The sequence below is a fragment of the Cellulomonas sp. NPDC057328 genome (assembly GCF_042667215.1).
In the GTDB taxonomy this organism is placed as follows: domain Bacteria; phylum Actinomycetota; class Actinomycetes; order Actinomycetales; family Cellulomonadaceae; genus Cellulomonas.
In genome coordinates, this window is record NZ_JBHUZW010000014.1 from 21,426 (window position 1) to 47,881 (window position 26,456).

Annotated in this window: 27 protein-coding genes and 4 tRNA genes; 10 read left to right on the forward strand and 21 right to left on the reverse strand. The window is 77.4% G+C overall.

The features are described 5' to 3' along the window. Window positions 1–134: 134 nt before the first annotated feature. The 3 genes from ACFUMH_RS04505 to ACFUMH_RS04515 all read right to left on the reverse strand — a co-directional run bounded on the left by ACFUMH_RS04505 (window position 135) and on the right by ACFUMH_RS04515 (window position 4,327). Window positions 135–755, reverse strand: a complete 621-nt coding sequence (locus tag ACFUMH_RS04505) for a single-stranded DNA-binding protein (RefSeq protein WP_378201047.1) — start codon at window positions 753–755, stop codon at window positions 135–137. 180 nt (window positions 756–935) lie between these two features. Further along, a complete protein-coding gene (locus tag ACFUMH_RS04510; protein WP_378201050.1) occupies window positions 936–2,606 on the reverse strand; it encodes a GTPase in 1,671 nt (556 codons plus the stop codon). Next, window positions 2,603–4,327, reverse strand: coding sequence for a dynamin family protein (locus ACFUMH_RS04515; protein ID WP_378201053.1), 1,725 nt, complete (start codon window positions 4,325–4,327; stop codon window positions 2,603–2,605). Before ACFUMH_RS04515 ends, ACFUMH_RS04510 begins: the two co-directional genes overlap by 4 nt. 148 nt (window positions 4,328–4,475) lie before the next feature. On the opposite strand from ACFUMH_RS04515, the gene ACFUMH_RS04520 reads away from it, so the two are divergent. After that, window positions 4,476–4,548 (forward strand) — tRNA-Arg (locus tag ACFUMH_RS04520). A gap of 231 nt (window positions 4,549–4,779) precedes the next feature. After that, window positions 4,780–4,968 (forward strand): hypothetical protein, encoded by a 189-nt coding sequence (locus ACFUMH_RS04525; protein WP_378201056.1) that lies wholly within the window; start codon window positions 4,780–4,782, stop codon window positions 4,966–4,968. 150 nt (window positions 4,969–5,118) lie between these two features. Here ACFUMH_RS04525 and ACFUMH_RS04530 read toward each other — a convergent pair whose 3' ends face one another. Continuing rightward, on the reverse strand, window positions 5,119–7,062 hold the full coding sequence (locus tag ACFUMH_RS04530) for an amidase family protein (protein ID WP_378201059.1): 1,944 nt from the start codon (window positions 7,060–7,062) through the stop codon (window positions 5,119–5,121). After that, window positions 7,059–7,808 carry a hypothetical protein gene (locus ACFUMH_RS04535; RefSeq protein ID WP_378201062.1) on the reverse strand — a complete coding sequence of 250 codons (750 nt, stop codon included), beginning with the start codon at window positions 7,806–7,808 and terminating at the stop codon, window positions 7,059–7,061. The genes ACFUMH_RS04530 and ACFUMH_RS04535 overlap by 4 nt, the downstream gene beginning before the upstream one ends. A 367-nt stretch (window positions 7,809–8,175) precedes the next feature. On the opposite strand from ACFUMH_RS04535, the gene ACFUMH_RS04540 reads away from it, so the two are divergent. Together ACFUMH_RS04540 and orn are read left to right on the forward strand one after the other, a co-directional pair. Continuing rightward, a complete protein-coding gene (locus ACFUMH_RS04540; protein ID WP_378201065.1) occupies window positions 8,176–8,481 on the forward strand; it encodes a hypothetical protein in 306 nt (101 codons plus the stop codon). 24 nt (window positions 8,482–8,505) lie between these two features. Next, window positions 8,506–9,228, forward strand: a complete 723-nt coding sequence (gene orn, locus ACFUMH_RS04545; protein WP_378201068.1) for an oligoribonuclease — start codon at window positions 8,506–8,508, stop codon at window positions 9,226–9,228. 125 nt (window positions 9,229–9,353) lie between these two features. Here the strand turns inward: orn and ACFUMH_RS04550 are convergent. The 3 genes from ACFUMH_RS04550 to ACFUMH_RS04560 form a co-directional block, all read right to left on the reverse strand. Then, window positions 9,354–9,427: transfer RNA gene (locus tag ACFUMH_RS04550), tRNA-His, on the reverse strand. 118 nt (window positions 9,428–9,545) lie between these two features. After that, on the reverse strand, window positions 9,546–10,469 hold the full coding sequence (locus ACFUMH_RS04555; protein ID WP_378201070.1) for a RimK family alpha-L-glutamate ligase: 924 nt from the start codon (window positions 10,467–10,469) through the stop codon (window positions 9,546–9,548). Window positions 10,470–10,527: 58 nt separating this feature from the next. Further along, window positions 10,528–11,562, reverse strand: a complete 1,035-nt coding sequence (locus ACFUMH_RS04560; protein WP_378201147.1) for an ABC transporter ATP-binding protein — start codon at window positions 11,560–11,562, stop codon at window positions 10,528–10,530. Window positions 11,563–11,764: 202 nt separating this feature from the next. Between ACFUMH_RS04560 and ACFUMH_RS04565 the strand changes: the two genes are divergently transcribed. The 3 genes from ACFUMH_RS04565 (at window position 11,765) to ACFUMH_RS04575 (ending at window position 14,413) form a co-directional block, all read left to right on the forward strand. Beyond that, window positions 11,765–12,556 carry an ABC transporter permease gene (locus tag ACFUMH_RS04565; RefSeq protein WP_378201073.1) on the forward strand — a complete coding sequence of 264 codons (792 nt, stop codon included), beginning with the start codon at window positions 11,765–11,767 and terminating at the stop codon, window positions 12,554–12,556. Further along, window positions 12,544–13,317 (forward strand): ABC transporter permease, encoded by a 774-nt coding sequence (locus ACFUMH_RS04570; protein WP_378201076.1) that lies wholly within the window; start codon window positions 12,544–12,546, stop codon window positions 13,315–13,317. Before ACFUMH_RS04565 ends, ACFUMH_RS04570 begins: the two co-directional genes overlap by 13 nt. Window positions 13,318–13,399: 82 nt before the next feature. After that, entirely contained in the window at window positions 13,400–14,413 is a 1,014-nt protein-coding gene (locus tag ACFUMH_RS04575) for a glycine betaine ABC transporter substrate-binding protein (protein ID WP_378201079.1), read from the forward strand. 75 nt (window positions 14,414–14,488) lie between these two features. Here ACFUMH_RS04575 and ACFUMH_RS04580 read toward each other — a convergent pair whose 3' ends face one another. The 4 genes from ACFUMH_RS04580 to ACFUMH_RS04595 form a co-directional block, all read right to left on the reverse strand. Then, the gene (locus tag ACFUMH_RS04580) at window positions 14,489–16,000 is read right to left on the reverse strand and encodes a dihydrolipoyl dehydrogenase family protein (RefSeq protein WP_378201082.1); all 1,512 of its coding nucleotides are present in this window, start codon (window positions 15,998–16,000) and stop codon (window positions 14,489–14,491) included. 189 nt (window positions 16,001–16,189) lie between these two features. Next, a tRNA-Lys gene (locus ACFUMH_RS04585) sits at window positions 16,190–16,265 on the reverse strand. Window positions 16,266–16,380: 115 nt separating this feature from the next. Continuing rightward, window positions 16,381–16,785, reverse strand: a complete 405-nt coding sequence (locus tag ACFUMH_RS04590; protein ID WP_378201085.1) for a hypothetical protein — start codon at window positions 16,783–16,785, stop codon at window positions 16,381–16,383. Window positions 16,786–16,893: 108 nt separating this feature from the next. Continuing rightward, on the reverse strand, window positions 16,894–17,190 hold the full coding sequence (locus tag ACFUMH_RS04595) for a GroES family chaperonin (RefSeq protein WP_378201150.1): 297 nt from the start codon (window positions 17,188–17,190) through the stop codon (window positions 16,894–16,896). A gap of 115 nt (window positions 17,191–17,305) precedes the next feature. Between ACFUMH_RS04595 and bcp the strand changes: the two genes are divergently transcribed. Together bcp and ACFUMH_RS04605 are read left to right on the forward strand one after the other, a co-directional pair. Continuing rightward, on the forward strand, window positions 17,306–17,773 hold the full coding sequence (bcp, locus tag ACFUMH_RS04600) for a thioredoxin-dependent thiol peroxidase (protein ID WP_378201088.1): 468 nt from the start codon (window positions 17,306–17,308) through the stop codon (window positions 17,771–17,773). A 65-nt stretch (window positions 17,774–17,838) separates the two neighbouring features. Then, window positions 17,839–17,924 (forward strand) — tRNA-Leu (locus ACFUMH_RS04605). A gap of 162 nt (window positions 17,925–18,086) precedes the next feature. Here the strand turns inward: ACFUMH_RS04605 and trxA are convergent. Next, window positions 18,087–18,464 carry a thioredoxin gene (trxA, locus tag ACFUMH_RS04610; RefSeq protein WP_378201091.1) on the reverse strand — a complete coding sequence of 126 codons (378 nt, stop codon included), beginning with the start codon at window positions 18,462–18,464 and terminating at the stop codon, window positions 18,087–18,089. A gap of 168 nt (window positions 18,465–18,632) precedes the next feature. Between trxA and ACFUMH_RS04615 the strand changes: the two genes are divergently transcribed. After that, entirely contained in the window at window positions 18,633–19,187 is a 555-nt protein-coding gene (locus ACFUMH_RS04615) for an NUDIX hydrolase family protein (RefSeq protein ID WP_378201094.1), read from the forward strand. Window positions 19,188–19,191: 4 nt separating this feature from the next. On the opposite strand, the gene ACFUMH_RS04620 is transcribed toward ACFUMH_RS04615, so the two are convergent. The 8 genes from ACFUMH_RS04620 to clpS form a co-directional block, all read right to left on the reverse strand. Then, window positions 19,192–20,865, reverse strand: a complete 1,674-nt coding sequence (locus ACFUMH_RS04620; RefSeq protein ID WP_378201096.1) for an ATP-binding cassette domain-containing protein — start codon at window positions 20,863–20,865, stop codon at window positions 19,192–19,194. Beyond that, the gene (gene rdgB / locus ACFUMH_RS04625) at window positions 20,862–21,509 is read right to left on the reverse strand and encodes an RdgB/HAM1 family non-canonical purine NTP pyrophosphatase (RefSeq protein ID WP_378201099.1); all 648 of its coding nucleotides are present in this window, start codon (window positions 21,507–21,509) and stop codon (window positions 20,862–20,864) included. Before rdgB ends, ACFUMH_RS04620 begins: the two co-directional genes overlap by 4 nt. Then, on the reverse strand, window positions 21,506–22,336 hold the full coding sequence (gene rph, locus ACFUMH_RS04630; protein ID WP_378201102.1) for a ribonuclease PH: 831 nt from the start codon (window positions 22,334–22,336) through the stop codon (window positions 21,506–21,508). Before rph ends, rdgB begins: the two co-directional genes overlap by 4 nt. Window positions 22,337–22,513: 177 nt before the next feature. After that, window positions 22,514–23,446 (reverse strand): hypothetical protein, encoded by a 933-nt coding sequence (locus ACFUMH_RS04635; RefSeq protein ID WP_378201105.1) that lies wholly within the window; start codon window positions 23,444–23,446, stop codon window positions 22,514–22,516. Between the two features lie 331 nt (window positions 23,447–23,777). After that, window positions 23,778–24,566 (reverse strand): MBL fold metallo-hydrolase, encoded by a 789-nt coding sequence (locus ACFUMH_RS04640; RefSeq protein WP_378201108.1) that lies wholly within the window; start codon window positions 24,564–24,566, stop codon window positions 23,778–23,780. Continuing rightward, window positions 24,563–25,387 carry a glutamate racemase gene (gene murI, locus ACFUMH_RS04645; RefSeq protein WP_378201111.1) on the reverse strand — a complete coding sequence of 275 codons (825 nt, stop codon included), beginning with the start codon at window positions 25,385–25,387 and terminating at the stop codon, window positions 24,563–24,565. Before murI ends, ACFUMH_RS04640 begins: the two co-directional genes overlap by 4 nt. 10 nt (window positions 25,388–25,397) lie before the next feature. Then, window positions 25,398–26,057: a DUF2017 family protein gene (locus ACFUMH_RS04650; RefSeq protein WP_378201114.1), complete on the reverse strand. Its 660-nt coding sequence runs from the start codon at window positions 26,055–26,057 to the stop codon at window positions 25,398–25,400. Beyond that, a complete protein-coding gene (clpS, locus tag ACFUMH_RS04655; RefSeq protein WP_378201117.1) occupies window positions 26,057–26,353 on the reverse strand; it encodes an ATP-dependent Clp protease adapter ClpS in 297 nt (98 codons plus the stop codon). Before clpS ends, ACFUMH_RS04650 begins: the two co-directional genes overlap by 1 nt. Between the last annotated feature and the right edge of the window lie 103 nt (window positions 26,354–26,456).

Consider the following 26,456-nt stretch of genomic DNA (forward strand, 5'->3'; position numbering starts at 1 on the left):
ACTGCTCGTCCGCCTCGGGTCGCTTCGGTGGGGACGCCGCCGGTCGGGCGCGGTGCCGGGCGGGGACGTGCCCCGACCGGGTCGCGCGCGCCGACCTGCGGCGTCGTCGGTTGCCGGTCCCCCAGCCTAGGCGATCACCCGCGCCCGACCAGCGCGGGCTCCTGCTCCGCGGCCGCACGGACGTCGCCGTCCGCGCCCGCGTCGGGCCCCGGCGGGTCGTCCGCGTCGCCGTCGGGCGGTGCCGTGGGGCCGGCGTCGGGGCCGGCCGCGTCCTCCGGGAGGTGCGGCGCCTGCGCCCACGGGTCGTCGACGGCCGCGCCCGGCGCACCCTCGGCCGCGGCGCCGCGCGCGCCCCCGGTCTCCCCGGCGGCGTCGCCCGTGCCACCGCGGGTGCTGCGCCGGAACGCCGTCGTGCCGAACACGAGGTCGTGGCCGAGCGCGACGGCCTCGAGGACCAGCTCGGTGCGCGGGCCGTCCGGCGACGTCCACTCCGACGTGCCGACGCGCCCGACCACCACCACCGGGTCGCCCTTGTGCAACGAGCGCGTGACGTTGTCCGCCACCTGCCGCCACACCTTCACCGTCCACCAGACCGTCGGGCCGTCGCGGTAGGTGCCGCTCTCGCGGTCGTAGACCCGCCGCGTCGACGCGAGCCGGAACTGCGCGTACGGGGTGCCGCCGCCGTCGAGGTGGTAGCTCCGCACGTCGGAGCCGACCCAGCCGACGACGGTCACGTCCTGCGTGTGTGCGCCCATGCCGATGTCCTCACTGCCGTGGCCCCGCACGAGCGCGGGGCGTGTGGCGACAGCGTCCGGGCCCGCCGGAGGGCGCCGACGCGCGCGGGCCCGCACCGGTGGACGGCGCGCCCGTGCGCCGGGGCTGGGGACGGCTCGGCGTGGTCCCGGGTGCGGGCCCGGACGGCGCACGCCCGGACCTCAGCGCGGCGCGGGTCCCCCGGCCGCCTGCGCCACGAGCTCGCGCGCGTGCCGGTGCTCGGCGAGGACGTCCTGCGTCGGTGCGAGCAGGCGCGCCCGGGCCGCCGACTCGATCGCCGCCCGCCCGTCGGCCAGGACCCGCTCGGCCCGGCGCGCGGCGGCCCGGCGGCGCACGGCCGACGCCACCACCGCGAGCACGAGCGCCGCGGCGAGCAGCGCGGCGGCGAGCACGGCCGGCGGCATCCAGCCCGGGTCCGCCCCGGCCGCGTCGGCGACGACCAGACCCGCACCGACGAGCCCGACGACGCCGAGCACCACGGCGAGCACCGACAGCACGCGCGCGGCCAGCGACGCCCGGGCCGTCACGGTCACCTGCGTGAGCGCGTCGGTGACGGCGAGGCGGAGCTCCGCCGGCGTGGCCACCCGGTGCCGCAGGTCGTCGGCCCAGCGCACCGGCAGCCCCTGCGTCACGCTCGTCACCCACGCCGAGCGGGCCAGCCCGACGCCGTCGCCGTGCACGTCGCCGAGCCGCGGCGGGCGCGACGCGCCGCCGCGCACGACGGCCGCGACCGCGGCGGCCACGGCCGGCAGGCCCGCCGCGGACACGAGCTTGTCGACGACCGTCCCGAGCGCGAGCTGCGACGGCGCGGGCTCCCGCGCACCGACCTGGGTCGCGGCCAGGCGCGCGGCCTGCGCCACCTCCGCGTCCGCGTGCGCGGCCGCGACGGACCGCTGCGCGACCGCGTCCGCGAGCGCGTCGCGCAGCTCCGCGACGCCGTCGCCCGTCACCGTCGACACGCCGTGCACGGGCACGTCCGGCAGGCCGTCCTCCGCGAGCAGGCGCCGCACGTCGGCGAGCAGCGCGCCCCGCACCTCGGGCGCGACGGTGTCGACCTGGTTCATGACGAGCAGCATCGACGCGTCCCGGCCGGCGAGCCGGCGCAGGTACCCGGAGTGCAGCGCGTCGTCGGCGTACTTCTGCGGGTCGACGACCCAGACGAGCAGGTCGACCTGCGGCAGCACCCGGTCGACGACCTCGCGGTGCTCGGGGGCGATCGAGTCGTGGTCGGGCAGGTCGAGCAGCACGAGCCCGCGCAGCGCGGCCTCGTGGTCGGCGTCGAGGACGCTCTCGCGCTCGATCCGGTGCTCGGCGTCGACACCGAGCCAGTCGAGCAGCGGGTCGCCGTCCGCGCCCCACACGCACGCGGTGACGCGCGACGTGGTCGGCCGGCGGACACCCACGTCGGCGAACCGCAGGCCGCTGACCGCGTTGAAGAGGCTGGACTTGCCCGACCCGGTGCCGCCGACGAGCGCGACGACGGTGTGGTCGACGCCCAGCAGGAGCCGCTCGCGGACGCGGTCGACCGCGGCGCCGACGGCGGCGACGACGTCCGGGTCGACACGGTCGCCGCCGATGGTCAGGGCGCCCTCGAGCGCGTCGACGCGCGCCGTGAGCGCGGCCGTGTCCTCACCGCGCACCGCGCCGTCGTCGGTCCCCGCCGGGCCCGCTCCGTCGGGCTCGGCCCCCGGGGCCTCGGCGCCCGGGGCGTCGTCGAGCATCTCCGGCTCGGCGTCCGCGGGGACGCGTGCGCCGTGGGCGGGCACCGCCGCCGGCAGCACCGCGGGGATGGGCGCCGGGACGGAGGCCGGCCTGACGTCGTCCGTGCTCATGTCAGCCCCTTGAGGACGGCGAGCCGCAGGCGCAGCCGGGAGGACGCGTCGGCGGCGAGGTCGGGATCGGCGAGCGCCGCGTCGGCGCCGACGCGCTCGACGTCGACCTGCGCCTGCGCGCGGCGGACGAGGTCGGCGCGGAGGTCCTCGACGAGCGCGTCCGCCGCGTCGGGCAGCAGCGTGCGCAGCGCCTCGTGCGCCTCCGGGAGCCCGGCGGCGGCCGCGAGCGCGGCAGCCGCGAGACCGTCCTCCCCCACGGCGCGGGCGACGTCGCGGCGACGCGCGGCGGCGGCCTCGTCCCCGCCGCCCCCGGCGAGGACGGCGCGCGCCGCACGGGCACCCTCGGCCGTCCACGCGCGGGCCGCGCGCTCGGCCGCGCCGGTGCGGGCCTGGTCGCCGGCGGGCCAGCGCGGCAGCAGCGACGGGCCGCCTGCGGGCGCGCCCGGTCCGACCAGGACGGCGCGCAACGTCTCGTCGGCCCGGACGCCGACGGCGGTGAGGACGGCGGCGGCGGACTCCGCCAGCTCGGCCACCAGCGGCTCCACGGCCTCGGTGCGGGTGCGGCCCAGCCGCGACCCGCCGCGCACGCGCCCCGACCGCCGCACGAGCCGCGCGAAGGGCCCGCCGCGGGTCGTCAGCTCGGCCCAGCGCGCGCGGACCGCACCGTCCGCGACGGCGCCCGAGCGCACGGTCGCCTCCGCCTCGACCCGCGGCCCCTCGACCGCCTCGTCGAGCGCCTGCGCGATGCCGGCAGCCGCGTCCGCCTGGGCCTGGACCGCGTCGGCGAGCTCGTCGACCCACGGGCGCAGCGCGGCGAGCGCGCCGCGCAGCGTGCGGCCGACGACCGTGCGCGCCCGGTCCGGACCGGCCAGCATCGTCAGCCAGCGGAGCACGGGCGCGACCACGCGCTGCTCGAGCAGCCCCTCGTGCGGCCCGACGTCGGGGATCACGAAGAGCGGCGACCCGGCGAGCCCGTGCGCGCGGAGGCGGTCCAGCAGGTCGCCGCGCACGGTGGGCAGGCTCGCGGCGGGCACGCGGTTGAGGACCATCGCGATCGAGGTCGAGCGCTCGACGGCCGCCTCGAGCACCCGCCAGGGCAGCGCGTCGCCGTACCGCGCGGCGGTCGTGACGAACAGCCACAGGTCCGCCGCCTCGAGCAGCCGGTGCGCCGACTCCCGGTTCGACTCGAGCACCGAGTCCAGGTCGGGGGCGTCGAGCAGCGCGATGCCGCGCGGCACGGTGTCGACCGGCACGGCCTCGACGCTGTCGAGCACCGGGTGGTGCGAGAGGAGGTCCGCGTCCAGCGGGTGGTGGACCAGCACGGGCTCGCGCGTCGTGGGGCGCAGCACGCCCGCGGCGGTCACCTCGCGGCCCACGAGCGAGTTGACGAGGGTCGACTTGCCGGCGCCGGTCGAGCCCGCGACGACGACGACGGCGGGCGCGGACAGCTCGGTCAGGCGCGGCACGAGGTGCTCGGCGAGCTGGTCGACGAGCCGGGCGCGCGACGCGCGCGCCTCCGCGATCCCGTCGAGCTCGAGCGGGAACGACGTCCCCTCGACGTCGCGGCGCAGGTCACGCACGGCGTCGAGCAGGGACGTCTGCGCGAGGGGCCGCGTGAGGATGTCCGCGGCCGCGCCCGCACCGGCCGCGGGCACGCCGGCGGCGCGCCCCGACGTGGGCGCGGACGTCCGGGCTGGCACGTAGCCGGGCTGGGCGCTCACGCACCCATTCTCGGTCCCACGCGTGACCAGGCCAAACGCGGCACGCGGGTGACACCCGACGAGTCCGGTCCGCGCGACGCCCGCGGCCACCCCGCGGCCACCCCGCCCGAGGCGCCCGCGACGACGCCACTAGGCTTGGTCGGCGTCGGCCCCCGTAGCTCAACGGATAGAGCAACGGCCTTCTAATCCGTCGGTTGCAGGTTCGAGTCCTGCCGGGGGCGCCGCTCACCGCACGGGCCCCGCCGCGGCCCGCGGGCGACGACCCGCGTATCACGCGAGCCGTCCCGCCCTCCTCCCCCACGGCGCCCGGCACCCTGTCGCGGGGCGTCGCCGCCGGCCGGACAAATGCGGTGACATCGCGTGTCCGCGCTGGTGGGATGGCACCACCGAACCCACCGAGCGACCACCCCGTGACCCGGGGTGCGCCGCGGCACGCCCAGGAGGCACCCACGATGCACCCGCTGTCCACCTACGACGTCCTGCGCTCCGACCACCGCGAGCGGCTCGCCACCTCGTCCCGGCTGCGCACGCGCGAGGAGCGCCGCGCGTCACGCCGCACCGACGCCTCCGGTCGTCCACCGGAACGCCCCGCCGCGCCGGCGCGGGCACCCCGCACGCACGGGTGGACGCTCACGTCCTGACGGGCACGGGCGGGCCCGGACGTGACCAGCGCCACGTCCCGGCGCACCGCCGCCGCACCGCCCGCGCCCGCCGCGCACCCACGACGACCCCCGTCCGGAGTCCCCGGACGGGGGTCGTCGCCGTCGGTGCGCAGGCGCCCGACGCGCCTCTCAGCCCAGCGGGCCGTACAGCGCCGGGCTCGTGCGGGCCTGCACGGCCTGCTCGAGGTCGTACGCGAGCCCCAGCAGGGTGCCCTCGTCGAACGCCCGCCCGAGCAGCTCGACGTTGACGCCGGCCCCGGTGATCGTCGCGTCCTCGGCGGTGGCCTGCCCCATCGGCAGCGTCACGGCGGGCAGTCCCGTGTTGGGGCTGAGCCGCATGTTCGTGCCCTGCGTCCCGTACGGCGTGCCCGACGGGTACGCGATCGCGTCCAGGTCCAGGTCGTCCAGCAGCTGGGTGACGAGCGTGCGCCCGGTCGCGAGCGCGACCGTGTGCGAGCCCGTCGGCCCCGCCCACGCGTCGTACTGCGCGTCCGTCACGGCGGCCCGCTGCACGTACACGCTGCGGCGCGAGGTGACGAAGTGGTCCGTCGCGAGGATGTCCTCGATCGTGCGGGCCTGCACCTGCGGCGCGAGGTGCCGGGCGACGTAGCCCGCGAGGTCGCGGCGGAACTCGTTCGTGCTGCCGCTCGGCTCGTTGAGCACGGCCGCGAAGCCGGCCGGCGGCGTGATCTCGACGAGCGTCGCGCCCTGCGCCTCCAGCGCCGCCCGCGTCTGCGCCCACAGCCGCACCGTCGTGCGGTTGCTGCCGACCATCGACGGCACGTAGCCGATCCGCGCCCCCTGCAGCGCACCGGTGTCGAGCGACGCCGTGTACGACTCGGGCACCCGGCCGGCCTGCGCGGCCGTCACCGGGTCGGCCGCGTCGACGCCCACGACGGCGTCCAGCGCGACGGCCGCGTCGAGCACCGACCGCGCCATCGGGCCGCCCGTGTCCTGGCTGAGCGCGAGCGGGATGATGCCGTCGCGGCTCGCCAGGCCCACCGTGGGCCGCACGCCGACGAGCTGGTTGTACGACGACGGCACGCGGATCGACCCACCCGTGTCCGTGCCGAAGCCGATGCCCGCGAGGTTCGCCGCGATCGCCGCGCCCGTGCCGCCGCTCGAGCCGCCGGCCGTGCGCGACGTGACGTACGGGCTCGCGATCGGCAGCGTCGACCCGACGGGCAGGCCGGCGGAGAACTCCGAGCTGAACCCGTACGCGAACTCGTCGAGGCTCGCCTTCGCCAGCACCACGGCACCCGCCGAGCGCAGGCCCGCGACCATGGTCGCGTCGGTCGCCGTCTGGTTCCCCTCCCAGCAGCCGCAGCCGCCGGTGGTCGGCATGTCGCGGGTGTCGTAGTTGTCCTTGAGCGCGACCGGGACGCCGAGCAGCATGCTCGTCATGCCCGCGGCGGCGCGCTCCGCGTCCGCCGCCGCGGCGGCCGCGAGGGCGGCGCCGTTCGTCGTGATGACGGAGTTGAGGGCCCGGCCGCCGGCGGCCGTGTCGACGACCGTGCGGTCGTACGCGGCGATCCGGTCCAGGTACTCCTGCGTGATCGCGACGGACGTGGTGACGCCCGCGTTCATCGCGGCCTGCATGTCGAGCGCGCTGGCCTCGACGAGCTCGAACGGCCCGTCGTCCCACACCATGCGCTGCGACACGGCGGCGAGGTCGACGACCGTGAGGACGCCGTCCGCGTCCACGTCGGCCACGGCCACGTCCGCCCAGCCGGGCGACGCGGGCGTCGCGCCGAGGTGCGCGGACACCGCGCCGAGGTCGTCGACGGTCACCTGCCGGTCGCCGGTGAGGTCGAGCTCGGTCCACCACGGCGCGAGGGACGCGCCGGGCGCGGCTGCGGGCGCCGCCTCGGCGGGTGCCGAGGCGGTCGGTGCGGCGGCCACGGCGGGCGCGGCACCGGCCGCGACCAGGGCCAGGCAGGCCGCCGCGGCGGCCGCCGGGACGCCGCGGCGCAGGAGGCGTCGGTCGAGGAGGTGTCGGTGCACGGTGCGGCTCCCGCGGGTGAGGTCGGACGGGGCGTCGGGCGGCGTGACCGCCGCGGTCTGCGGCGTCATCGGGCGCTCACCGCCCGTCGGCGGACGAGGAACGCGCCGGCCGCGACGGCGGCCGCCGCGAGCAGCACGAGGGCACCCGCCTCGACGCCCGTGGCGCTGAGGGCACCCGCCCGCGGGCCGCGCACGGCGGTCGCGGCGGACGGCGACGGCGTCGGCGCGCCGGGGGCCGCGACGCCGTCCGTCGGCGGCGCGGTGGTCGGCGCGGTGGTGGGCGCCGCTGTGGCCGTGGGCGACGGGACGGGCGCCGCGGCGACGACGACCGTCGCGGCGGCCGCGTCGGTGAGGGTCGTGGTGGTGCCGTCCGAGCCGACGAGGGTCACGGTGCGGACCGTCACGGTCGCCGTGCCCGCAGCGAGGGCGCGCAGGCGCAGGGTGGTCGCCGGCACGGTGCCGGACAGCGCGGGCGACGTGCCGAGACGCGTGTGCCGCAGCGTCACGGTGCCCGCCGCCTCGGTGATGTCGTCGAACCCGCCCTCGGGCGTGGCCGTCACGGCGTCGAGCGCGAGCAGCGCCGGGTCCAGGGCGAGCGTCGCCTCGTAGGCGAACACGTCGGCGGCGCCGCGCAGCTCCAGCCGCACGTCGACGGTCCCGCCGGCCGTCACCTCGGGCGTGACCGTGAGGGCCACCTCGTCGGCGGCGGGCGCCGCGACGGCGGCGCCCGCGGTGGCGAGGGTCAGGCCGAGCGCCACGACGGCGGCGCGCAGGGCGCCTCGTCGCAGGCTCGACCTCGGGATGCGGTCACGCATGGGCAGGTCCTCTCGGAACGGTACGGCGCACCGGTGGACCGGTACGGCCGTGGACGCGCCCCCTGCGCTCCCGCAGGCTCGCAGCGCCGCGTTTCGGTCCGGTTGCCCGGGCGTTGCCGCCGCACGACCGCGGCAGGCGCCGTGTCACCGGCGCGTGACACGTCCGGGCATCACCGGCGAAGCGGGCGCGACGGTCGCGCCCGCGTCGTCGTGAGCGCGTCGTCGTCGGCACCGTCCGTGCGGAGCCGTGCCCTCGCGCCACCGCCGGCCGTGCCACGATGACGCCCATGACCCGGTCCGTCGCCCGCCGCGCCGTCCGCGCGGCACGCGGGGCCGGGTTGCCACGCGCGATGCGGGGGCACACCTGATGGGGCGGCACGCCGGCGGCGGCCAGCCGCCCGCACCCTGGCCCCGGCGCCTCGGGCGCGCGGTCCTGCGCTGGGCGGGGCACGCCGCGCTCGGCGCCGTCACGGGTGCCGTCGTGCTCGTCGTCCTCGGCTGGGCCGGCATCACCGGCACCTCGGCCCGCGCCCTCGCGGCGGGCGCCGGCGTCCTCGTCGTCGTCGCCGCGGCGCTCGCCGCCACCGTCCCACCGCCGTCGGCACACGTCCACGGACCGCCCGGACCGCCGCCGCGCGGGTCCGCGCCGGGGCCGCGGTCCGACGACCGCTGACGCACGCGCCCTACGCTGTCCGGCGTGAGCACCGCAGGCACCTCCCCCAGCAGCGACCCCACCGACGCCGCGGGCGCCGCCGCACCCGCCCCGGCGGCCGCCGCACCCGCAGCGGCGCACACGAGCGCCGACCGGATCGTGTGGATCGACTGCGAGATGACCGGGCTCGACCTCGAGCACGACGCGCTGGTCGAGGTCGCCGCGGTCGTCACCGACTCCGAGCTCCGCGTCCTCGGTGACGGCGTCGACGTCGTCGTCGCGCCCCCGCCGGCCGCGCTCGAGCAGATGGGCGACTTCGTCCGCACCATGCACACGACGTCCGGCCTGCTGCCCGCGCTCGAGCACGGCGTGACGCTGGAGGAGGCGCAGGAGCAGGTCCTCGCCTACGTGCGCCAGTGGGTGCCCGACGCGGGCAAGGCGCCGCTCGCGGGCAACTCCGTCGGCACCGACAAGGCGTTCCTCGACCGCGACATGCCCGCGCTCGTCGGGCACCTGCACTACCGCGTCGTCGACGTGTCGTCGATCAAGGAGCTCGCGCGGCGCTGGTACCCCCGCGTGTACTTCGCGGCGCCGGCGAAGAACGGCGGCCACCGCGCCCTCGCCGACATCCTCGAGAGCATCGACGAGCTGCGGTACTACCGTGCGGCGCTCATGCCCGCGGCGCCCGGCCCCGACTCCGCGACCGCCCGGCGCGTGGCCGCCGACGTCGTCGCGACGAGCGTCAAGCGCGGCGTGCTCGCGCCCTGACGGGTCCACGGGCACGGTCGTGGTCGCCGCGGCCGTGCCCGGCCGGTCGCGGCCGTGCGGGCGGCGGCTCGGGCTCCCCGGGAACGACGCAGGGCGCCGGCCCGAAGACCGACGCCCTGCGAGAGGGTGGCTAACGGGACTTGAACCCGCGACCCCCTGGACCACAACCAGGTGCTCTACCAGGCTGAGCTATAGCCACCACGTCGGACGCGCGCACGCGTCCCGGCCGTCCGCTCCCGCGGCGGGCCGAGAGAAAGCATAGCGGAGCCGCACGGCTCTGCAGGCACGCACGTCCGCCTCGACGGACGTGGGCGCCGTCACAGGCGGACGGCGACCGCCTCCGCGAAGCGCTCGGCCGCGCCGTCCGCCTGCTCGAAGAAGAACGACGGCTCGGTGAGCTCCACCTCGAGCACGACGGGCTCGCCCGCGTCGTCGGGGATGAGGTCGACGCGCGTGTACAGCAGCGGGGACCGGTCGGGGAAGATCTCGGCGATCGCGGCGACCACGCGGTCCGCGAGGGCACGCTCCGCCGCCGTCGCGTCGCGGGGCGTCATCGCCTCGTCCCGGTAGAGCACGCCCTCGGCGTCGGCGGCCCGGTACGGGCCCTCGAGCAGGGGGCCCTTGCGGACCGAGTGGCTGAACTCCCCGTCCACGTACACGAGGGCCGTCTCGCCCTCGGTGTCGACGCGCGTGAGGTAGCGCTGCAGCATGACGTGCCGGCCCACCGCGAGCAGGTTCTTGGCGTGGGTGATCGCGAGCGAGCGCGACGGGGTCTCCCCCGCGTCGTACCGGCCGGTGTCGCGCGAGCCGGCGCTCACGGTCGGCTTGATGACGAAGTCGCCGAACGCGGGGAACCGCGTGTGGATGGCCCGCGAGTTCATCTGCCGCTCGGGGTCGAGCCAGATGGTCGGCACGATCGGGATACCCCGCTGCTCGAGGTCGCGCAGGTACGTCTTGTCGATGTTCCACGCGACGACGTCCGACGGGTTCAGCAGCGTCGACGTCTGCTCCACGCGCCGTGTCCAGTCGGTGAACTGCGCCGGGCGGTCCGTGTAGTCCCACGTCGAGCGGATCAGCACGTGCGGGTACGCGCCCCAGTCGACCGTCGGGTCGTCCCAGACCACGACGTCGGACGCCACGCCCCGCGCTGCCAGGGCGTCGCGGAGCAGGTGGTCGTCGGGGTCGAGCTCCGGCAGCTCGGCGCAGGTCGCGAGGGCGAGGCGTGCGGTGGGTTCGCTCACGAGGGGCACTGTACCCACGGCGTGTGACGGCGTGACGACCGGACGATGACGCCCGAGGTCACGGCCGCACGGCCCGTCCTGCGGCCTCGTCCGCTGCGGGGTCCGCGGCCGTGAGGCGGTGCAGCGCGCGCACCACCGCGTCGGCCGTCACGGTGCCCACCACGCGTCCGTCGTCCACCACCGGGAGCGCCGTGGGCCGCGTGCCGGGCGCCTCCGCCGCGCGGGCGAGCGCCGCCACGACGTCGCCGAGCTCCGCACCCAGCCGGACCGCGTCGCCGCCGGTCGGGGCGACGGCCGACGCGTCCGCAGGCGCGGCGGGGTCCGCCACGAGGTCGCCCGGCTCGAGCCGGCCCAGCGCGAGCAGGCGCGCGGTCCGGCCCCGCCCCACGAGATCGGCGACCGCGGCCGACGCCGGCCGCGCGACGACCTCCAGCGGGGGCGCGAGCTGCTCGACGTGCGCGGCGCGGCTCAGCACGACGACCCGGTCGGCCATGCGCACGGCCTCGTCGACGTCGTGCGTGACCATCATCACCGTGGTGCCGAGCTCGCGCTGGAGCCGCAGGAACTCCGACTGCAGGCGTGCGCGCCCCACGGGGTCGACCGCGCCGAACGGCTCGTCCATGAGCAGGACCGGCGGGTCCGCCGCCAGCGCGCGCGCCACGCCGACGCGCTGCCGCTCGCCGCCCGAGAGCTCGTGCGGCCACCGGCGGGCGTACCGGTCGGGGGCCAGCCCGACGAGCTCGAGCAGCTCGTCGACGCGGCGCCGCGTGCGCGCGCGGTCCCAGCCGAGCAGGCCCGGCACGGTGGCGACGTTCTGCGCGACCGTGCGGTGCGGGAACAGGCCGACGTCCTGGATGACGTACCCGATCCGCCGGCGCAGCGTGACGGGGTCGACCCGCGTCACGTCCTCGTCGCCGAGGAGGATGCGGCCCGCGGTCGGCTCGACGAGGCGGTTGGCCATGCGCAGGGTCGTCGACTTGCCGCAGCCGGACGGCCCGACGAGCACGAGCATCTCCCCCGGGCGCACGGCGAGCGTGAGGTCGTCCACCGCGACGGAGCCGGCGTACTCCTTGCGGACGGCGTCGAACGTGATGGCGGCCGGCGCGGCAGAGGCGAGGTCGGCGCCCGCGGCGGGCGCGGGGGCGCGCGGGGCGAGGGTCGCACCGCTCTCGTGATCCGTCACGCCGCGGACGCTACTGGTACCCCCTGACACCCGCGACCGCGGACCTCGGCCGCGGCTGCGGCCACGGAGGCCGCGCGCGCGGTTGTCGGACCCGGCCGCTAGCGTCGGCGCCGTGCCCGCCGGCCCGGTCGTCTCCGCCGCCAACCCGTGGTTCTCGTGGACGTACCTCGAGCGCAACGGGGGCGACGTGCTGCGCTACCTCGAGCAGCACGCGACGCTGACGGCCCAGGCGGTGCTGATCGCCCTCGTGGTCGCGCTGCCGCTCGCGGCGCTCGCGCACGTGCGCCCCCGGCTCGCGGGCGTGGTGCTCGCCGGCACGGGCGTCCTGTACACCGTGCCGTCCCTCGCGCTGTTCGCGGTCCTGGCGCCGTACACCGGCATCGGCCGGACGACGGTGCTCATCGGGCTCGTCGTCTACGCGCTGCTCGTGCTCGTGCGCAACGTGCTGGTCGGGCTGCAGGGCGTCGACCCTGCGGTGCGGGACGCCGCCCGCGGCATGGGCTACGGCCGGGTCCGGATGCTGCTCGCGGTGGAGCTCCCGCAGGCGGTGCCGGCCGTCGTGACGGGGCTGCGGCTCGCGACCGTCAGCACGGTGGCGCTGGTCACGGTGGGCGTCGTGGTGGGCTACGGCGGCCTGGGGCAGCTCATGTTCCGTGGCTTCCGCAGCAGCTACCGCGCCGAGGTCGTCACCGCGACGGTCCTGTGCCTGCTGCTGGCGCTCGTGGCCGACCTGCTGCTCGCGGCGCTCGGCCGGGTGCTCACGCCGTGGCACCGGTCGTCCGGGCGGCGCGACGGCGCGGTCCCCGGCGTCGCGGCCGCCGGCGGTCTCGCGGCGGGCGGCACGACGGACGACGGCACGGCAGCGCGTCCCCGTCCCGGCGAGGAGGCCGCATGGACGTCCTGAACGAGGCGTTCCTCTGGCTCAACGACCCGCTCAACTGGACCGGCCGGCGGGGCGTCCTCGCGCTCACGGTCGACCACCTCCAGGTGTCCGCCGTCGCGGTGCTGCTCGCGCTCGTCGTCGCGCTGCCGCTCGGCCTCTGGCTCGGGCACCGCGGCCGCGGAGCGACGGTCGGCGTGGTCGTGGCGAACACGACCCGCGCGCTGCCGACCCTCGCGCTGCTCATGCTCCTCGCCGCGAGCGGCTTCTTCGGCAACGGCGCGACCGCCGTGGCCTGCGCCGTCTTCGCCGTGCCACCCGTGCTGGCGAACGCGGTGACGGGTGTCGCCGGCGTCGACCCGGCGGCGCGCGACGCGGCGCGGGGACTCGGGATGTCGCCGGCGCGCGTGCTGCGGTCCGTCGAGATCCCGAACGCGGTGCCGCTCGTCGCGGCCGGCATCCGGACCGGTGCGGTGCAGGTGCTCGCGACGGTGCCGCTCGCCGCGCTGGTGGGCGGCACGAGCCTCGGCACGGTCGTCGTCACGGGCTTCGGCACCCAGCGCTACGGCCAGGCCCTCGCCGGCGGGCTGCTGGTGGCGGCCCTGTGCCTGCTCGTGGAGGCGGTCCTCGCGCTGGTCGAGCGGGCGGTCACCCCGGCGGGCCTGCGCAGCCGCGACCGCGCCGCCGCGGGCCGGCGTGCACGCCGCCGCACCACCCCACCGCGCGCGACCGCGGTTGCCGAGCCCGCGGTGACCGGGTCGAATGGGCGCAGCCGTGCGTCGTGACACGACGCGCCACCGCGCCGCCCGACGGCGGACGCCGTCCGCCCCCGCGACCGGACCGACGCCCCACCGACAGGAGCACCCCATGCGCACACGGCGCACCCGCACCACCACGCTCGCCGCGCTCGCCGTCGCGACCCTCGCCCTCGCCGGCTGCGGCGCGCCGGGGTCCGGCGGCGGCGAGGCCGAGACGTCCGCCACGAGCACCTCGGGCCTCGCCACCTGCGAGCCCGTCGCCGGCGAGAGCCTCGTCGTGCTCGAGGACGACCAGGGCCTGCAGAACGCCGACAACGTGATCCCGGCCGTCAACGCCCAGGTCGCGCAGGACCACCCCGTGGTCCTCGAGCTGCTCGACTCCGTGTCGGCGGCGCTGGACACCGAGACGCTCATCGAGCTCAACAAGGCGGTGGACATCGACCGCCGCACGTCGAGCGAGGTGGCCCGCGAGTTCGTCACGGACGAGGGGCTGGCGGCGGACGAGCAGACCGGCGCGGGCGTCGCGCTCACGGTCGGCGCCGCGAACTTCTCCGAGAGCCTCACGCTCGCGGAGGTCTACGCGGAGGTGCTGCGCAGCGCCGGGTTCGACGCGCAGGCGCAGAGCATCGGCTCGCGCGAGACCTACCTGCCCGCCCTGCAGGACGGCACGCTGGCCGTGGTGCCCGAGTACGCCGCGACGCTGACCACCTACCTCGGCTCGCAGGTCAACGGCCCCGACGCGGAGTCCGGCGCGACGTCCGACGTCGACGCGACCGTGGCCGCGCTCACCCCGCTCGCCGAGCAGAGCGGGCTCGTCGTGGGCGCGCCGTCGGCCGCGCAGGACCAGAACGCCTTCGCCGTCACGGCGGAGTTCGCGCAGGAGCACGGCGTCGAGACGCTGTCCGAGCTCGCCGAGACGTGCGGCGGGCTCGTGCTCGCCGGCCCGCCCGAGTGCCCGGAGCGCCCGTTCTGCCAGCTCGGCCTCGAGGAGACCTACGGCCTCGAGATCGCCGAGTTCCGGTCGTACGAGCTCTCGCTGATCGGCGCGGCCGTCCGGCAGGGCGACGCGGCGATCGGGCTCGTCCTGTCGTCCGACGGATCCCTCGCCGCCGACGGCGACTGACCTCGCGCGCGTGCGGGGCGGGCACGTCGTCGGACGTGCCCGCCCCGCGGCGTCCTCGGCCGCGTCGGCGCCGGGTCAGCGGCCGTCCTGCTCCAGCAGCCGCAGCCACACCTCGCTGAGGGTCGGGTACGACGGCACCGCGTGCCAGAGCCGGTCCAGCGGCACCTCCCCCACGACCGCGACCGTCGCCGCGTGCAGCATGTCCGCGACGTCCGGGCCGACGAACGTCGCGCCGACCAGCACGTCCCGGGCCCGGTCGACCACGACCTGCACACGCCCCGTGTAGTGCTCGCCGGTGACGGTCGCCCCCGCGACCGCGCCGAGGTCGTAGCCGACGACGCCGACGTCGAGGCCCGCCTCCCGTGCCTGCGCCTGGGTCCGGCCGACCCAGGCGACCTGCGGCCGGGTGAAGACGACCTGCGGGACCGCCGCGTCGTCCGCGGTCGCGCGGTAGCGGCTCCACGGGCCCGCGCCCGCCTCGCCGGCGCGTGACAGCCCGCGCGGCACCGCCGGACCGGGGTCCGCACCGGCGGGGCGCGGGTCGAACCGCGCCGCGACGACGTCCCCCACCACGCGCGCGTCGTACTTGCCCTGGTGCGTGGTGCCCGTGCGGCCCGTCACGTCGCCCACGGCGAACAGCCAGCCGCCGTCGACGCCGCGCACCTGCAGGGCGTCGTCGACCTCGAGGGCGGCACCGGGCGTCAGGCCCACCGTCTCGAGCCCCAGGTCCTCCGTGCTGGGCCGCCGGCCCGTGGCCACGAGCACCTCGTCCGCGTCGACCTGCTCGGTGCTGCCCGCCGATGTGCCGCCGGACGCGGCGTGCTCCACGGTCAGGTGCACGCCGGCGCCGTCGCGCGTCGCCCCGACGACCGACGCGCCGAGCGCGACGCGCACGCCCCGCTCGGTGAGCGCCTGCGCGAGCGCCTCCCCCGCGAACGGCTCCGCCTGCGGCAGCAGCCGGTCGCCCCGGACGAGCAGCGTGACGTCGCTGCCGAGGTCGGCGAACGCCGTCGCCATCTCGACGCCGACGACCCCGCCGCCCACCACGGCGAGGCGGGGCGGCACCGTGTGCGCGCTCGTCGCCTCGCGGCTCGTCCACGGGCGCACGCCGGCGAGCCCGCCCGCCGACGGCACGGCCGCGACCGACCCCGTCGCGACGACGACCGCGTGCCGGGCGACGACACGCGTGTCCTCGTCCTCGTGCGTCACCACCAGCTCGCGCGGACCGGTGAGGCGGGCGTGCCCGCGCAGCAGCGTGAGCCCGGCGCCCTCCACCCACGCGACCTGGCCGTCGTCGTCCCAGTGCGACGTGACCTCGTCACGGCGGGCGAGCGTCGCGGCGACGTCGACGTGCCCGGTGACGGCGGCCGAGGCGCCCGGCACGTCGCGGGCGGCGGCGAGCGCGTCACCCGGCCGCAGCAACGCCTTCGACGGCATGCACGCCCAGTAGGAGCACTCACCGCCCACGAGCTGCGACTCGACGAGCGCGACGGACAGGCCCGTGCGGGACGCCCGGTCGGCGGCGTTCTCGCCCACCGCGCCGGCGCCGAGGACCACGACGTCGAACTCCCGTACCTCGTTGCTCACGCTGCCTCCTCCTCGTGGCGGCGGCGCCGCCGTGCGGACAGCGTCGCAGGCGCGGCGGCCGGGCACCACGGTGCGCGGGGCGGGTCGGCGGGGCGAGCGGGTCGGCGGGGCGCACGCACCGGCAGGCGTGCAGCGTCGGCGGGTACGACGAAGCCCCGCCAGGTCGGTGACCTGACGGGGCTTCGTGGCTGGTACGCCCCCCGGGACTCGAACCCGGAACCCGCTGATTAAGAGTCAGCTGCTCTGCCAGTTGAGCTAGAGGCGCGCGGCTCGTAGAGATTAACAGCACCGGGGCGCCGGTTGCGAACCCGCGCCCGCCCGCAGGGGCCGGCTGTGACGACACTCACGGTCGGCGCCGCACCCGGCCGTGGCGGCGCCCGTCAGCGGACCGGCGGCTCGGTGACCTCGTCGGACGCGTCCCGGCCGCCGCGCGCGGGCGTCCCGGCCGACGCGTCGTCCCCGTCCTGCCACCACGGGTCGTCGGGCAGACCCTCGGCCGCGAGCAGGTCGGCGGACGTGTCGCCCGTGGGCGTCAGCAGGTCGACGAGCAGGGCGAGCGGCACGTGCTCCGCCAGCAGCTCCTGGGCGTGCTGCGTCGCGTCCACGCCGCGCGCACCGACGACCTCCTCGAGGGCCTGCACCGACGGCGGCAGCGCCGCGTCCGCGCCGCCCTGCACCGCACCGTCCTGCACCGCGCCGTCCTGCACCGCACCGTCCGGCACCGCGCCGTCCGTCGGCACGTCCTCCGGCGGCACGCCCTCCGGGCTCGTCCGCTGCTCGTCCACCGCGTCACCTCGTCCCAGGTCGTCCCCGCGCCGCGCGTCGTGCGGCGCGTCCATCATGCGCCTCGCGGTCGCCGGGGCGGCGCGGGGCACCCCCCTCCCGGTACAACGTCACAGGTACAGACCGGTTCCCTCACCCGTCCCGCGCGGCTCCGCGACGCCGTGCACGTCCTTCTCGCGCAGCAGCAGGTACGTGCGGCCGGCGAGCTCGACCTCGGCGCGGTCCTCGGGGTCGAACAGCACCCGGTCGCCGACCTCGACCTGGCGGACGTGCTGCCCGACCGCCACGACGTCCGCCCACGCGAGGCGCTTGCCCATGGCCGCGGTGGCCGGGATGACGATCCCCGCGGTGGACCTGCGCTCCGCCGGGTCGCCCTCGAGGGCCACGAGGAGGCGGTCGTTCAGCATGCGGATCGGCAGGTCGGCCGTGCCGCCGGGGGTCGGTGCGCTCACGCCGCCGACGCTACCCGCCGCACGTAGGGTGGTCGGCGTCCCGTCCCCACCCCCACGCCCAGGAGCGCCCGTGCCCCGTCTCGCCGTCGGCGACACCGCCCCCGACTTCACGCTGCCCACCGCGGACGGCGGCAGCGTCACCCTGTCCGCGCTGCGCGGGCAGCACGTCGTCGTGTACTTCTACCCGGCCGCGGGCACGCCCGGCTGCACGAAGCAGGCGTGCGACTTCCGCGACTCCCTCGCGTCGCTGCAGGGCGCGGGCTACGCCGTGGTCGGCGTCTCGCCGGACGGCGTGGACAAGCTCGCCGCGTTCGCGGAGGCGGAGCAGCTGACGTTCCCGCTCGCGTCGGACCCGTCGCACGCCGTCCTCGAGGCGTGGGGCGCCTGGGGCGAGAAGCAGAACTACGGACGCACGGTCACGGGCGTGATCCGCTCGACGGTCGTCGTGGACCCCGACGGCGCCGTCGCGCTCGCGCAGTACAACGTCCGCGCGACGGGGCACGTCGCCAAGCTGCGGCGCGACCTCGGCCTGGACTGACACCCCCTCGGGACGACCACCCGGTCGGGGGCGGGCGCGCGCGCGTGTGCCAGACTCGACCGGCCGCGGGAGTGGTGAAACGGCAGCCACGCCAGGTTTAGGTCCTGGTGCCCGAGAGGGCGTGCGGGTTCGACTCCCGTCTCCCGCACCACCGCGTGAGTGCGTGGGTTCCTGCCCGCAACGCCGCGTCCCCGCACGACCGCGTCGCTCCGCCGTCCACGCCGCCGGACGCACGGAAGGGCGCCCGCCGTGCGGCGGACGCCCTCCTCGCGTGGTTCTGCCGGTGGCCGCGGACCGCGGCCCGGGCGACGGCTCAGGCCCCGGCGGGCGCGCCCTGCCGGGCGGCGATCTGCGCGCGGACCTCGTCCATGTCGAGGTCCTTCACCGCGGTGACGACCTGCTCCAGCGCGGGCCCGGGCAGCGCACCGGCCTGGTTGAAGACGAGGATGCCGTCGCGGAACGCCATGAGCGTGGGGATCGACGTGATCTGCAGCTCCGCGGCGAGCTGCTGCTCGGCCTCGGTGTCCACCTTCGCGTGGACGATCTCCGGGTGCTGCTCGGACGACGCCTCGAACACCGGGCTGAACTGGCGGCACGGGCCGCACCAGGACGCCCAGAAGTCGACGAGGACGATGTCGTTGTCCTTGATGGTCTCCGCGATCGTGTCGACGGTCAGCGCTGTGGTGGCCATGTGTCTTCCCTCCTGGCGGTTGCGTGCGGTACAGCGTCCGCGGGCGCCGGGGTATTCCCCGCACGGGGTTGCGGCGGCCGGGTCCCGGGGCGCGACCGGCACGGGACGTGAGCGGCGTCGCGCGCGGCGGTCGGGCGCACGCCCCCCGGCACGCGGTAGAACTGCACGGTGACCGCGTCCGCCGAGTTCCCCCGCGACCCCGAGCGTCCCGCCGGCTGGCTCAGCCGTGAGGACATCGCCACCGTCCGCGCCCAGATCCCGATCCTCTACGTGGACGCCGTGCCCGTGCGCGTCGACGACTCCGGCGACGTCGTCGCGGTCGGCCTGCTGCTGCGCGTCACGCCCGAGGGCGTCATGTCCCGCGCCCTCGTCAGCGGCCGCGTCATGCACCACGAGCGCGTGCGCGACGCGCTGCTGCGGCACATCGAGAAGGACCTCGGCCCGATGGCGCTGCCGCAGGTGCCCGCGTCGCCGCAGCCGTTCACCGTCGCCGAGTACTTCCCCACGCCCGGTGTCACGCCGTACCACGACCCCCGCCAGCACGCGGTGTCGCTCGCGTACGTCGTCCCCGTCACCGGCGACTGCCGGCCGCAGCAGGACGCGCTCGACCTCGCGTGGCTCACGCCCGAGGAGGCGTGCACCGAGGCCGTCCAGGTCGAGATGAACGGCGGCCAGGGCCTGCTCCTGCGGCAGGCGATGGCCTGGGTGGGCCGGCTGCCCTGACCGGTCAGCCGAGCGCGAGCTGCGGCCAGTCCGCCAGGTCGGCGCGCAGCGCACGGTCGTGCGTCGCGACCACCACCGCGGCGGACGTCGCACGCAGCGCCGCCGTCACCTCGTCCACCAGGCCGACCGACAGGTGGTTGGTCGGCTCGTCGAGGACCAGCACGTGGGGTGCCGCCAGCAGCGCGCACGCGAGGTCGAACCGTCGGCGCTGACCCAGCGACAGCTCGCGCAGCGGGCGCTCCAGGTCCGCCTCCGTGAGCAGCCCGAGGGCCGCGACGGGCACGAGCCGGTCCGGGTCGAGGACGCCCGCGTCCAGCAGCCGGAGCGCGTGCCGCGCGTACGCGTCGAACGCCGTCAGGGGTGCCTCGCCGGGCGCCGGCGCGGCGACGTGCTCGGCGGGCCCCTCCTGCGACAGCACGCCCAGGCGCACGTGGGGCCCGACGTCGCGCGTGCCGCGGTCGAGCGCGACGGCGCCCGCGAGCGCCGCGAGGAGCGTCGACTTGCCGGAGCCGTTGGGTCCCGTGACGAGCAGCCGACCGGCGGGCGGCACCTCGACCCGGCGCCCCGGCAGGTCCAGCCGGCCGTCCACGCGGGGCGCGCGCAGGTCGAGCAGCGGACCTCCGGGCCAGTCGGGCGGGACCGACGGCAGGTCGGGGAACGTGAGCGTCGGCGGCGGGACCGGGACGTCCACCGCGTCGCGCTCGAGCTGCTGCACGAGGCGGTCGGCGGCCTTGACGTGCGTGCGGGCGCGCGTGCCGCGCCGGTGCTTCTGCGAGCCCTTCGGCGGGCGCCACTCGTCGGACAGGCCCTCGTACGACGCGTCGAGCCGGGCCGCCAGCACGGCCGCCCGCTTGCGCTCGGCGCGGTACCGGGCGCGCCAGCGGCGCAGCATCTGGTCGCGCGCGAACCGGTAGTCGGCGTACCGCGCCGCGCCGTACAGCACCGGGCGCCCGTCCATCGACGGGTCCATGTCGAGGATGCCGGTCATGACGTCGTCGAGCAGCCGGCGGTCGTGCGTGACGATGACCAGGCCGCCCTGCCAGCCGCGCAGCCGCTCGGTCAGGTGCTCGATGCCCGCGACGTCGAGGTGGTTCGTCGGCTCGTCGAGCAGCAGCAGGTCGGCGCGCTCCGCGACGCGGCACGCCAGGCGCACGCGGTACCGCTCGCCGACGCTCAGGGCGTCGAGCCGACGCCCGCGGTCGCGCGGCGCACCGAACCGGGCGAGGGCCTCGTCGACGCGGCGGTCCACGTCCCACGCCGCGAGGTGCTCGTACCGCGCGATCGCCGCCGACAGCCACGTCACGTCGCCGCCGTCGTGGTCGAACGCGTCGATGGCGGTCTGCAGCTCGTCCGCCGCCGTGCGGGCGGCCGCGAGGGTCGCGTCGACGAGCGTCCCGACGGTCTCGCCCGGGCGGACGTCGAGGTCCTGCTCCACCACCGCCAGCGAGCCGTGCCGGCGCACGCGTCCCTGCTGGGGCACCAGCCGGCCGGCGAGCACCGCGAGCAGCGTCGACTTGCCGGCGCCGTTCTCGCCGACGAGCCCGATGCGGTCGCCGGGCGACACGGTGAGGTCCAGCGCGTCGAGGACGGGCCGGCCCGGGTAGCCGAACGTGACGCCCTCGGCGACGAGCTGCACGTCGCCGGGGCGTCCCGCGGGGTCCGGGACGGGTCCGGTCATGCGCGCGGCGCTCCTCCGGACGTGCCGAGCGCCGCGACGAGGACGGGCACGAGCGCGCGGAACGCCTGCCCGCGGTGGCTGATCGCGTTCTTCTCCTCCGGCGTCAGCTCGGCGCACGTGCGGGTGTCCCCCAGCGGGACGAGCACCGGGTCGTAGCCGAACCCGCCCGCCCCGAGGGGTGCCGTCGCGAGCGTGCCCTCGAGCGTCCCCAGCTCGACGTGCTCCGTCCCGTCGGGCGTGACGAGCGCCGCGGCGCACACGAAGCGCGCGCGGCGGTGCTCCGGGCGCACGTCGGCGAGCTGCGCGAGGAGCAGCGCGAGGTTCGCGGCGTCGTCGCCGTGCCGCCCCGACCACCGGGCCGAGAAAATGCCCGGCGCGCCGCCGAGCACGTCGACCGCGAGGCCGGAGTCGTCCGCGACCGCCGGCAGGCCGGTGTGCGCCGCGAGGGCGCGGGCCTTGATGAGCGCGTTCTCGGCGAACGTCACGCCGTCCTCGACGGGCTCGGGCGCCTGCACGTCGCGCGCGCCGACCACTGCCTCCGGGGCGAGCCCCGGCAGCGCCGGCGCGAGGATGGCGCGCAGCTCGCCGACCTTGTGCTGGTTGTGCGTCGCGAGGACGAGGCGCGCACCGGCGGGGACGCTCACGCCGTGGTCCCGGCGGCGGGCGCGGCGGCGGAGGCGGGGGCGGCGGCGGCCGCGCGCGTGGCGGAGCCGTCCGACGGGTCGGCGGCGAGCGCCGCCTGCTGCAGGCGCGTGAGCTCGGCCGTGCCCGCGAGCGCGAGGTCCAGCAGCGCGTCGAGCTCGGCGCGGTCGAACGGCGCGTGCTCCGCGGTGCCCTGCACCTCGACGAACGTGCCGGACCCGGTGACGACGACGTTCATGTCGGTCTCGGCGCGCACGTCCTCCTCGTACGGCAGGTCGAGCACGGGGCGTCCGCCGACGACCCCGACGCTCACCGCCGCGACCGAGTCGCGCAGCACCTGCCGGCCCGGCTTCACGAGGCGCTTGCGCTGCGCCCACGCGACCGCGTCGGCGAGCGCGACGTACGCACCCGTGATGGCGGCCGTGCGCGTGCCGCCGTCCGCCTGCAGGACGTCGCAGTCGAGCACGATCGTGTTCTCGCCGAGGGCGGCGACGTCGATGACGGCGCGCAGCGACCGGCCGACCAGCCGCGAGATCTCGTGCGTCCGCCCGCCGACGCGGCCCTTGACCGACTCGCGGTCCGACCGGCTGCTCGTCGCGCGCGGCAGCATCGCGTACTCGGCGGTCACCCAGCCCTCGCCGGAGCCCTTGCGCCAGCGCGGCACCCCCTCGGTGAACGAGGCGACGCACAGCACCTTCGTCCCGCCGAACTCGACGAGGACGCTGCCCTCGCCGGCGTCGAGGAAGCGCCGCGTGATGGTGACGGGCCGCAGCTGGTCGGCGCGCCGCCCGTCGGCGCGCACGGAGACGTCAGAGGTCGAAGCACCCATGCCCCGACCCTACGTGCCCACCCCACCCACCCCGTCCCCCGTCCACCCCCCACGTCCCCCTCCCCCACCCCTCGCGCCGACTGCGGTAGCTCGCACCGAGCGCGGTGGTTGCACCTGCCGCACTCGGCGCGAGCTGCCGCACTCGGCGGTCGGGAGTCTCGGCGGCCGGTCGTGCGGTCAGCCCGGGACGCCCGCGGCGCGGAGGCGGTCGGTCATGGCGCGTCCCGACCACGCCTCGTCCCACGTCCAGCGCACGACCGTCGCGCCGGTCGCACGGATGCGGTCCTCCCGCAGCTTCTCGCGCCAGACGACGTCCGCGGGGTCGACGCCGCCGCGGGTTCCCGGCACGACGTCGGACCGGTACTTCACGCGGCCGTCGAACTCGCCGACGACACGGCACCGCGGCCACCAGAAGTCCACGCGCGCGACCACGCCGCGGGCGTCGACGACGACGTGCTGCAGGACGGGTGCCACCAACCCGCTCTCCGCCATCCGGACGCGGCTCAACGACTCCCCCGGCGACTCGGCGCGGGCGTCGAGCAGCCCGAGGGCGGCGCGGGCACGCCGCACACCGCGCGTACCGGGCGGCAGGGACGCGAGCTCCTCCTCGACCTCGTGCACCGACGTCGCGCCGGTACGCACTGCGTGGTCGCCCGCCACGACGGCGGGGAGCACGCCGCCGTGGCGCGCGAGGTCGACCACGGTGCGCGCGACGGAGGTGACGTGGACGCCCCGGACGACGAGCGACGCCGGAGGAGCCGCCGTCGTGTGCCGCGTGACGTCGCCGTGGGACCGCCCGCCGGGCGACCGGCCGGTGGTCACGTGCACACGGTCGTCGGGCCACCCGACGACCGGCAGCCCGTGCACGGCCGCCGCCGACCGGTGCGAGAAGAGCGGTGGCCGCTGCGCCGCCGCCGCCACGGCGTCCACGCCGGCCCGCGCACGGTCGTCCGGGCTCCATGCCGCCCACTCCTCCGCCGGCGCGTACGCACCCCGCCGGACGCGGTGCAGACGCACGTCGCGCCACGGCGGCCGCCCACGGGCCTCACCGGCACGTGCGTCCAGCACGCCCCGTCCCCCGAGCACCGTCGTCACCGCGTCCCCGTCCACGGGTGCACGGTGCCAGCCGGCGCGGGAGCGCACGCGCCGCCGTCCACACCCCCGGACGGTCGACACGACCACGCGTGTCCCGACGACCACGCCGAGCGCGGCACGTCGCACCGAGCGCGGGTGGTGCACCTACCGCACTCGGTGGTACGTGCAGCACTCGGCGGTACATGCAGCACTCGGCGGACGTCCGCGGCGCGGCTGGCGGACCGCGCCGGGCACCGGGTGCCGAGTGCGGCACGTCGCACCGAGCGCGGGTGCTGCACCCGCCGCACTCGGTGGGAGGTGCCGCACTCGACGTGGTGCCGCGGGTGGGTGGGGGGGCTACCGGGGGTCAGAGGGGGATCGTCAGGCCCGGGTGGGCGAGGGTGACGTCGCCGTCGTACGCGGTGCGGGCCTCGGCGAGGGCGACGGCGGGGTCGTTCCAGGCGGGCACGTGCGTGAGGACGAGGCGTCGGGACCGGCCGCGGGCGGCCGCCTCGCCGGCGCGGCGGCCCGTCAGGTGCACGCCGCGCAGGTGGTCGTCGCGCCCCTCGACGTAGGCCGCCTCCGCGAGCAGCAGGTCCGCGTCGGCGGCGAGCGCGTCGAGGCCCGGGCACGAGTCGGTGTCGCCGCTGTACGCGAGCGTGACGGTGCGGGCGGGGTCGTCCTCGGACGGGCCCGTGACGCGCACGCCGAACGCCGGGATGGGGTGGACGACCGGCACGGGCTCGAGCGTCAGCGGGCCGACCGTCACGGTCCGGCCCGGCTCCCACGTCTCGACGGCGAACTGCTCGCCGGTGTGCGTCGCCGGGTCCTTGCCGGACAGCTGCGCGAGGCGGTCGACGGTGCCGACGGGCCCGAGCACCCGCAGCGGCGGCAGCGCCCCGGCCGGGCGGTAGCGGCGCAGGACGCCGAGCACGGCCATGTCGGCGACGTGGTCGGCGTGCAGGTGCGACAGCGCGACCGCGTCCAGCGCCGCCGGGTCGCCGTAGCGCTGCAGGGGCCCGAGCGCGCCGTTGCCGAGGTCGAGCACGACCGACCACGTCCGACCGTCGGCGTCGTCCGCCTGCACGAGGTAGGACGACGCGGCGGAGTCCGGCCCGGGGAACGAGCCGGCGCAGCCGACCACGACGAGCCTCATCGCAGGGCCCCCCGCAGGGCGACGCGCGGCTCGACGGCGTCGACCTCCGGGCCGAGGAACCGGCGCGCGAGGGCCGTGAACCCCACCGGGTCGCCGGTGGCGAGGAAGCGGTGCGTGGGCGGACCGGCGGCGGGGTCGCGCTCGAGGTCGTGCGCGACGAGCTGGCGGTACACGTCCTTGGCCGTCTCCTCGGCGCTCGAGACGAGCGTGACGTCGTCGCCCATGACGTAGGAGATGGCGCCCGTGAGCAGGGGGTAGTGCGTGCAGCCGAGGACGAGCGTGTCGACGCCGGCCGCCCGCACCGGGTCGAGGTACTCGTGCGCGACGTCGAGGACCTCGGGGCCGGACGTGACGCCGGCCTCGACGAGCTCCACGAAGCGCGGGCACGCCTGCGACGTCAGCTCGACGCGCGCGACGGCGAACGCGTCGTCGTACGACCGGGAGTCGATGGTCGCGCGCGTCCCGATGACGCCGATGCGGCCGTTGCGCGTCGCGGCGACCGCCCGGCGCGCCGCCGGCAGGATCACCTCGACGACCGGCAGCCCGCGACGCAGCGTGTAGCGCTCGCGCGCGTCGCGCAGCACCGCCGACGACGCGCTGTTGCACGCGATGACGAGCATCTTGACGCCCGCGTCGACGAGGTCGTCCATGATCTCGAGCGCGTGGGCGCGGACCGCCGCGAGCGGCTTCGGGCCGTAGGGGCCGTTCAGGGTGTCGCCGATGTACAGCGTCGACTCCGTCGGCAGCTGGTCGAGGACCGCGCGTGCGACCGTGAGCCCGCCCACGCCGGAGTCGAAGATGCCGATGGGGGCGTCGTTCACCCTGCCGAGACTAGCCGTCGGAGCGTCCGCGGCCCGGCCGACGCTCGTCGGGTGCGGCGAGCATCACAGCGAGCAGCGACTCCTGGAGCCACGACAGCGCGCCGTACACCGACGCCAGGTACGCGCGCACGTCGTCCTCGGCCGCGCCGGCGAGGCCGTCGTAGAGCGCCTCCGAGTCGGCGTCGGTGCGGATCTCGAGGCGGTCGGCCAGGACGAGCCGCAGGTCGGTGAGGGTCGCGGCGACGTCGTCCGCGGACGCGGGGGCGACGACGAACGCGTCGTCCGGCCACCCGGGCTCCCCGTGCACGAGCGCGGTCCACAGGGACCGCAGCCGGGCGACCTTGCGCGCGCGCAGGTCGTCCTCGGTGAGGCGGCGGAACTCCTGCGCCACCTCGGCGTCGTCGCGCGACGCGTCGGGCAGGAGGCGACGCACCGCGGGGTCGTCGGGCGGCGGCAGCGGCGCGGTGCGGACGGTCCACGGACCCGCGGGGGCGCCGTGGGCGGGCCCGGCGGCCGCGTGCGGCCCGGGTCCGGCCGCCGGGACGCCGTCCTCGAAGCGCCCGGCCCCCAGCAGCTCGGCGACGTCGGCGACGACGGACGCGACGACGGCACGCTCGCCGGCGTCCATGCGGGCCACGTACCGGCCCTTCTGCCGGCGGAACGCCCGCATCACTCGCCCCCGCGCTGCAGCGTCGCCCACAGGCCGTACCCGTGCATCGCCTGCACGTCGACCTCCATCGCCTCACGGTTGCCGGTCGACACGACCGCGCGGCCCTCCTGGTGCACCTGCCGCATGAGCCGCTCCGCCTTCTCCCGCGGGAAGCGGAAGTACGTCTGGAAGACGTACGTGACGTACGACATCAGGTTCACCGGGTCGTTCCACACGATGGTCACCCAGGCGTCCGCGAGACCGGTGGCCTCGTCGGCCTCGACGGTCGTGTCGGGGACAGCGGTCGGGGCGGGCACGTGACCACTGTAGGTGCGGGCGCCCACGCGGCCCCACCGCCGCGTCGCCCGGACGGCGTGCCGCGCGGTCCGCGCCGTGCCCGCCGCGGCACGCGTGCGGGGT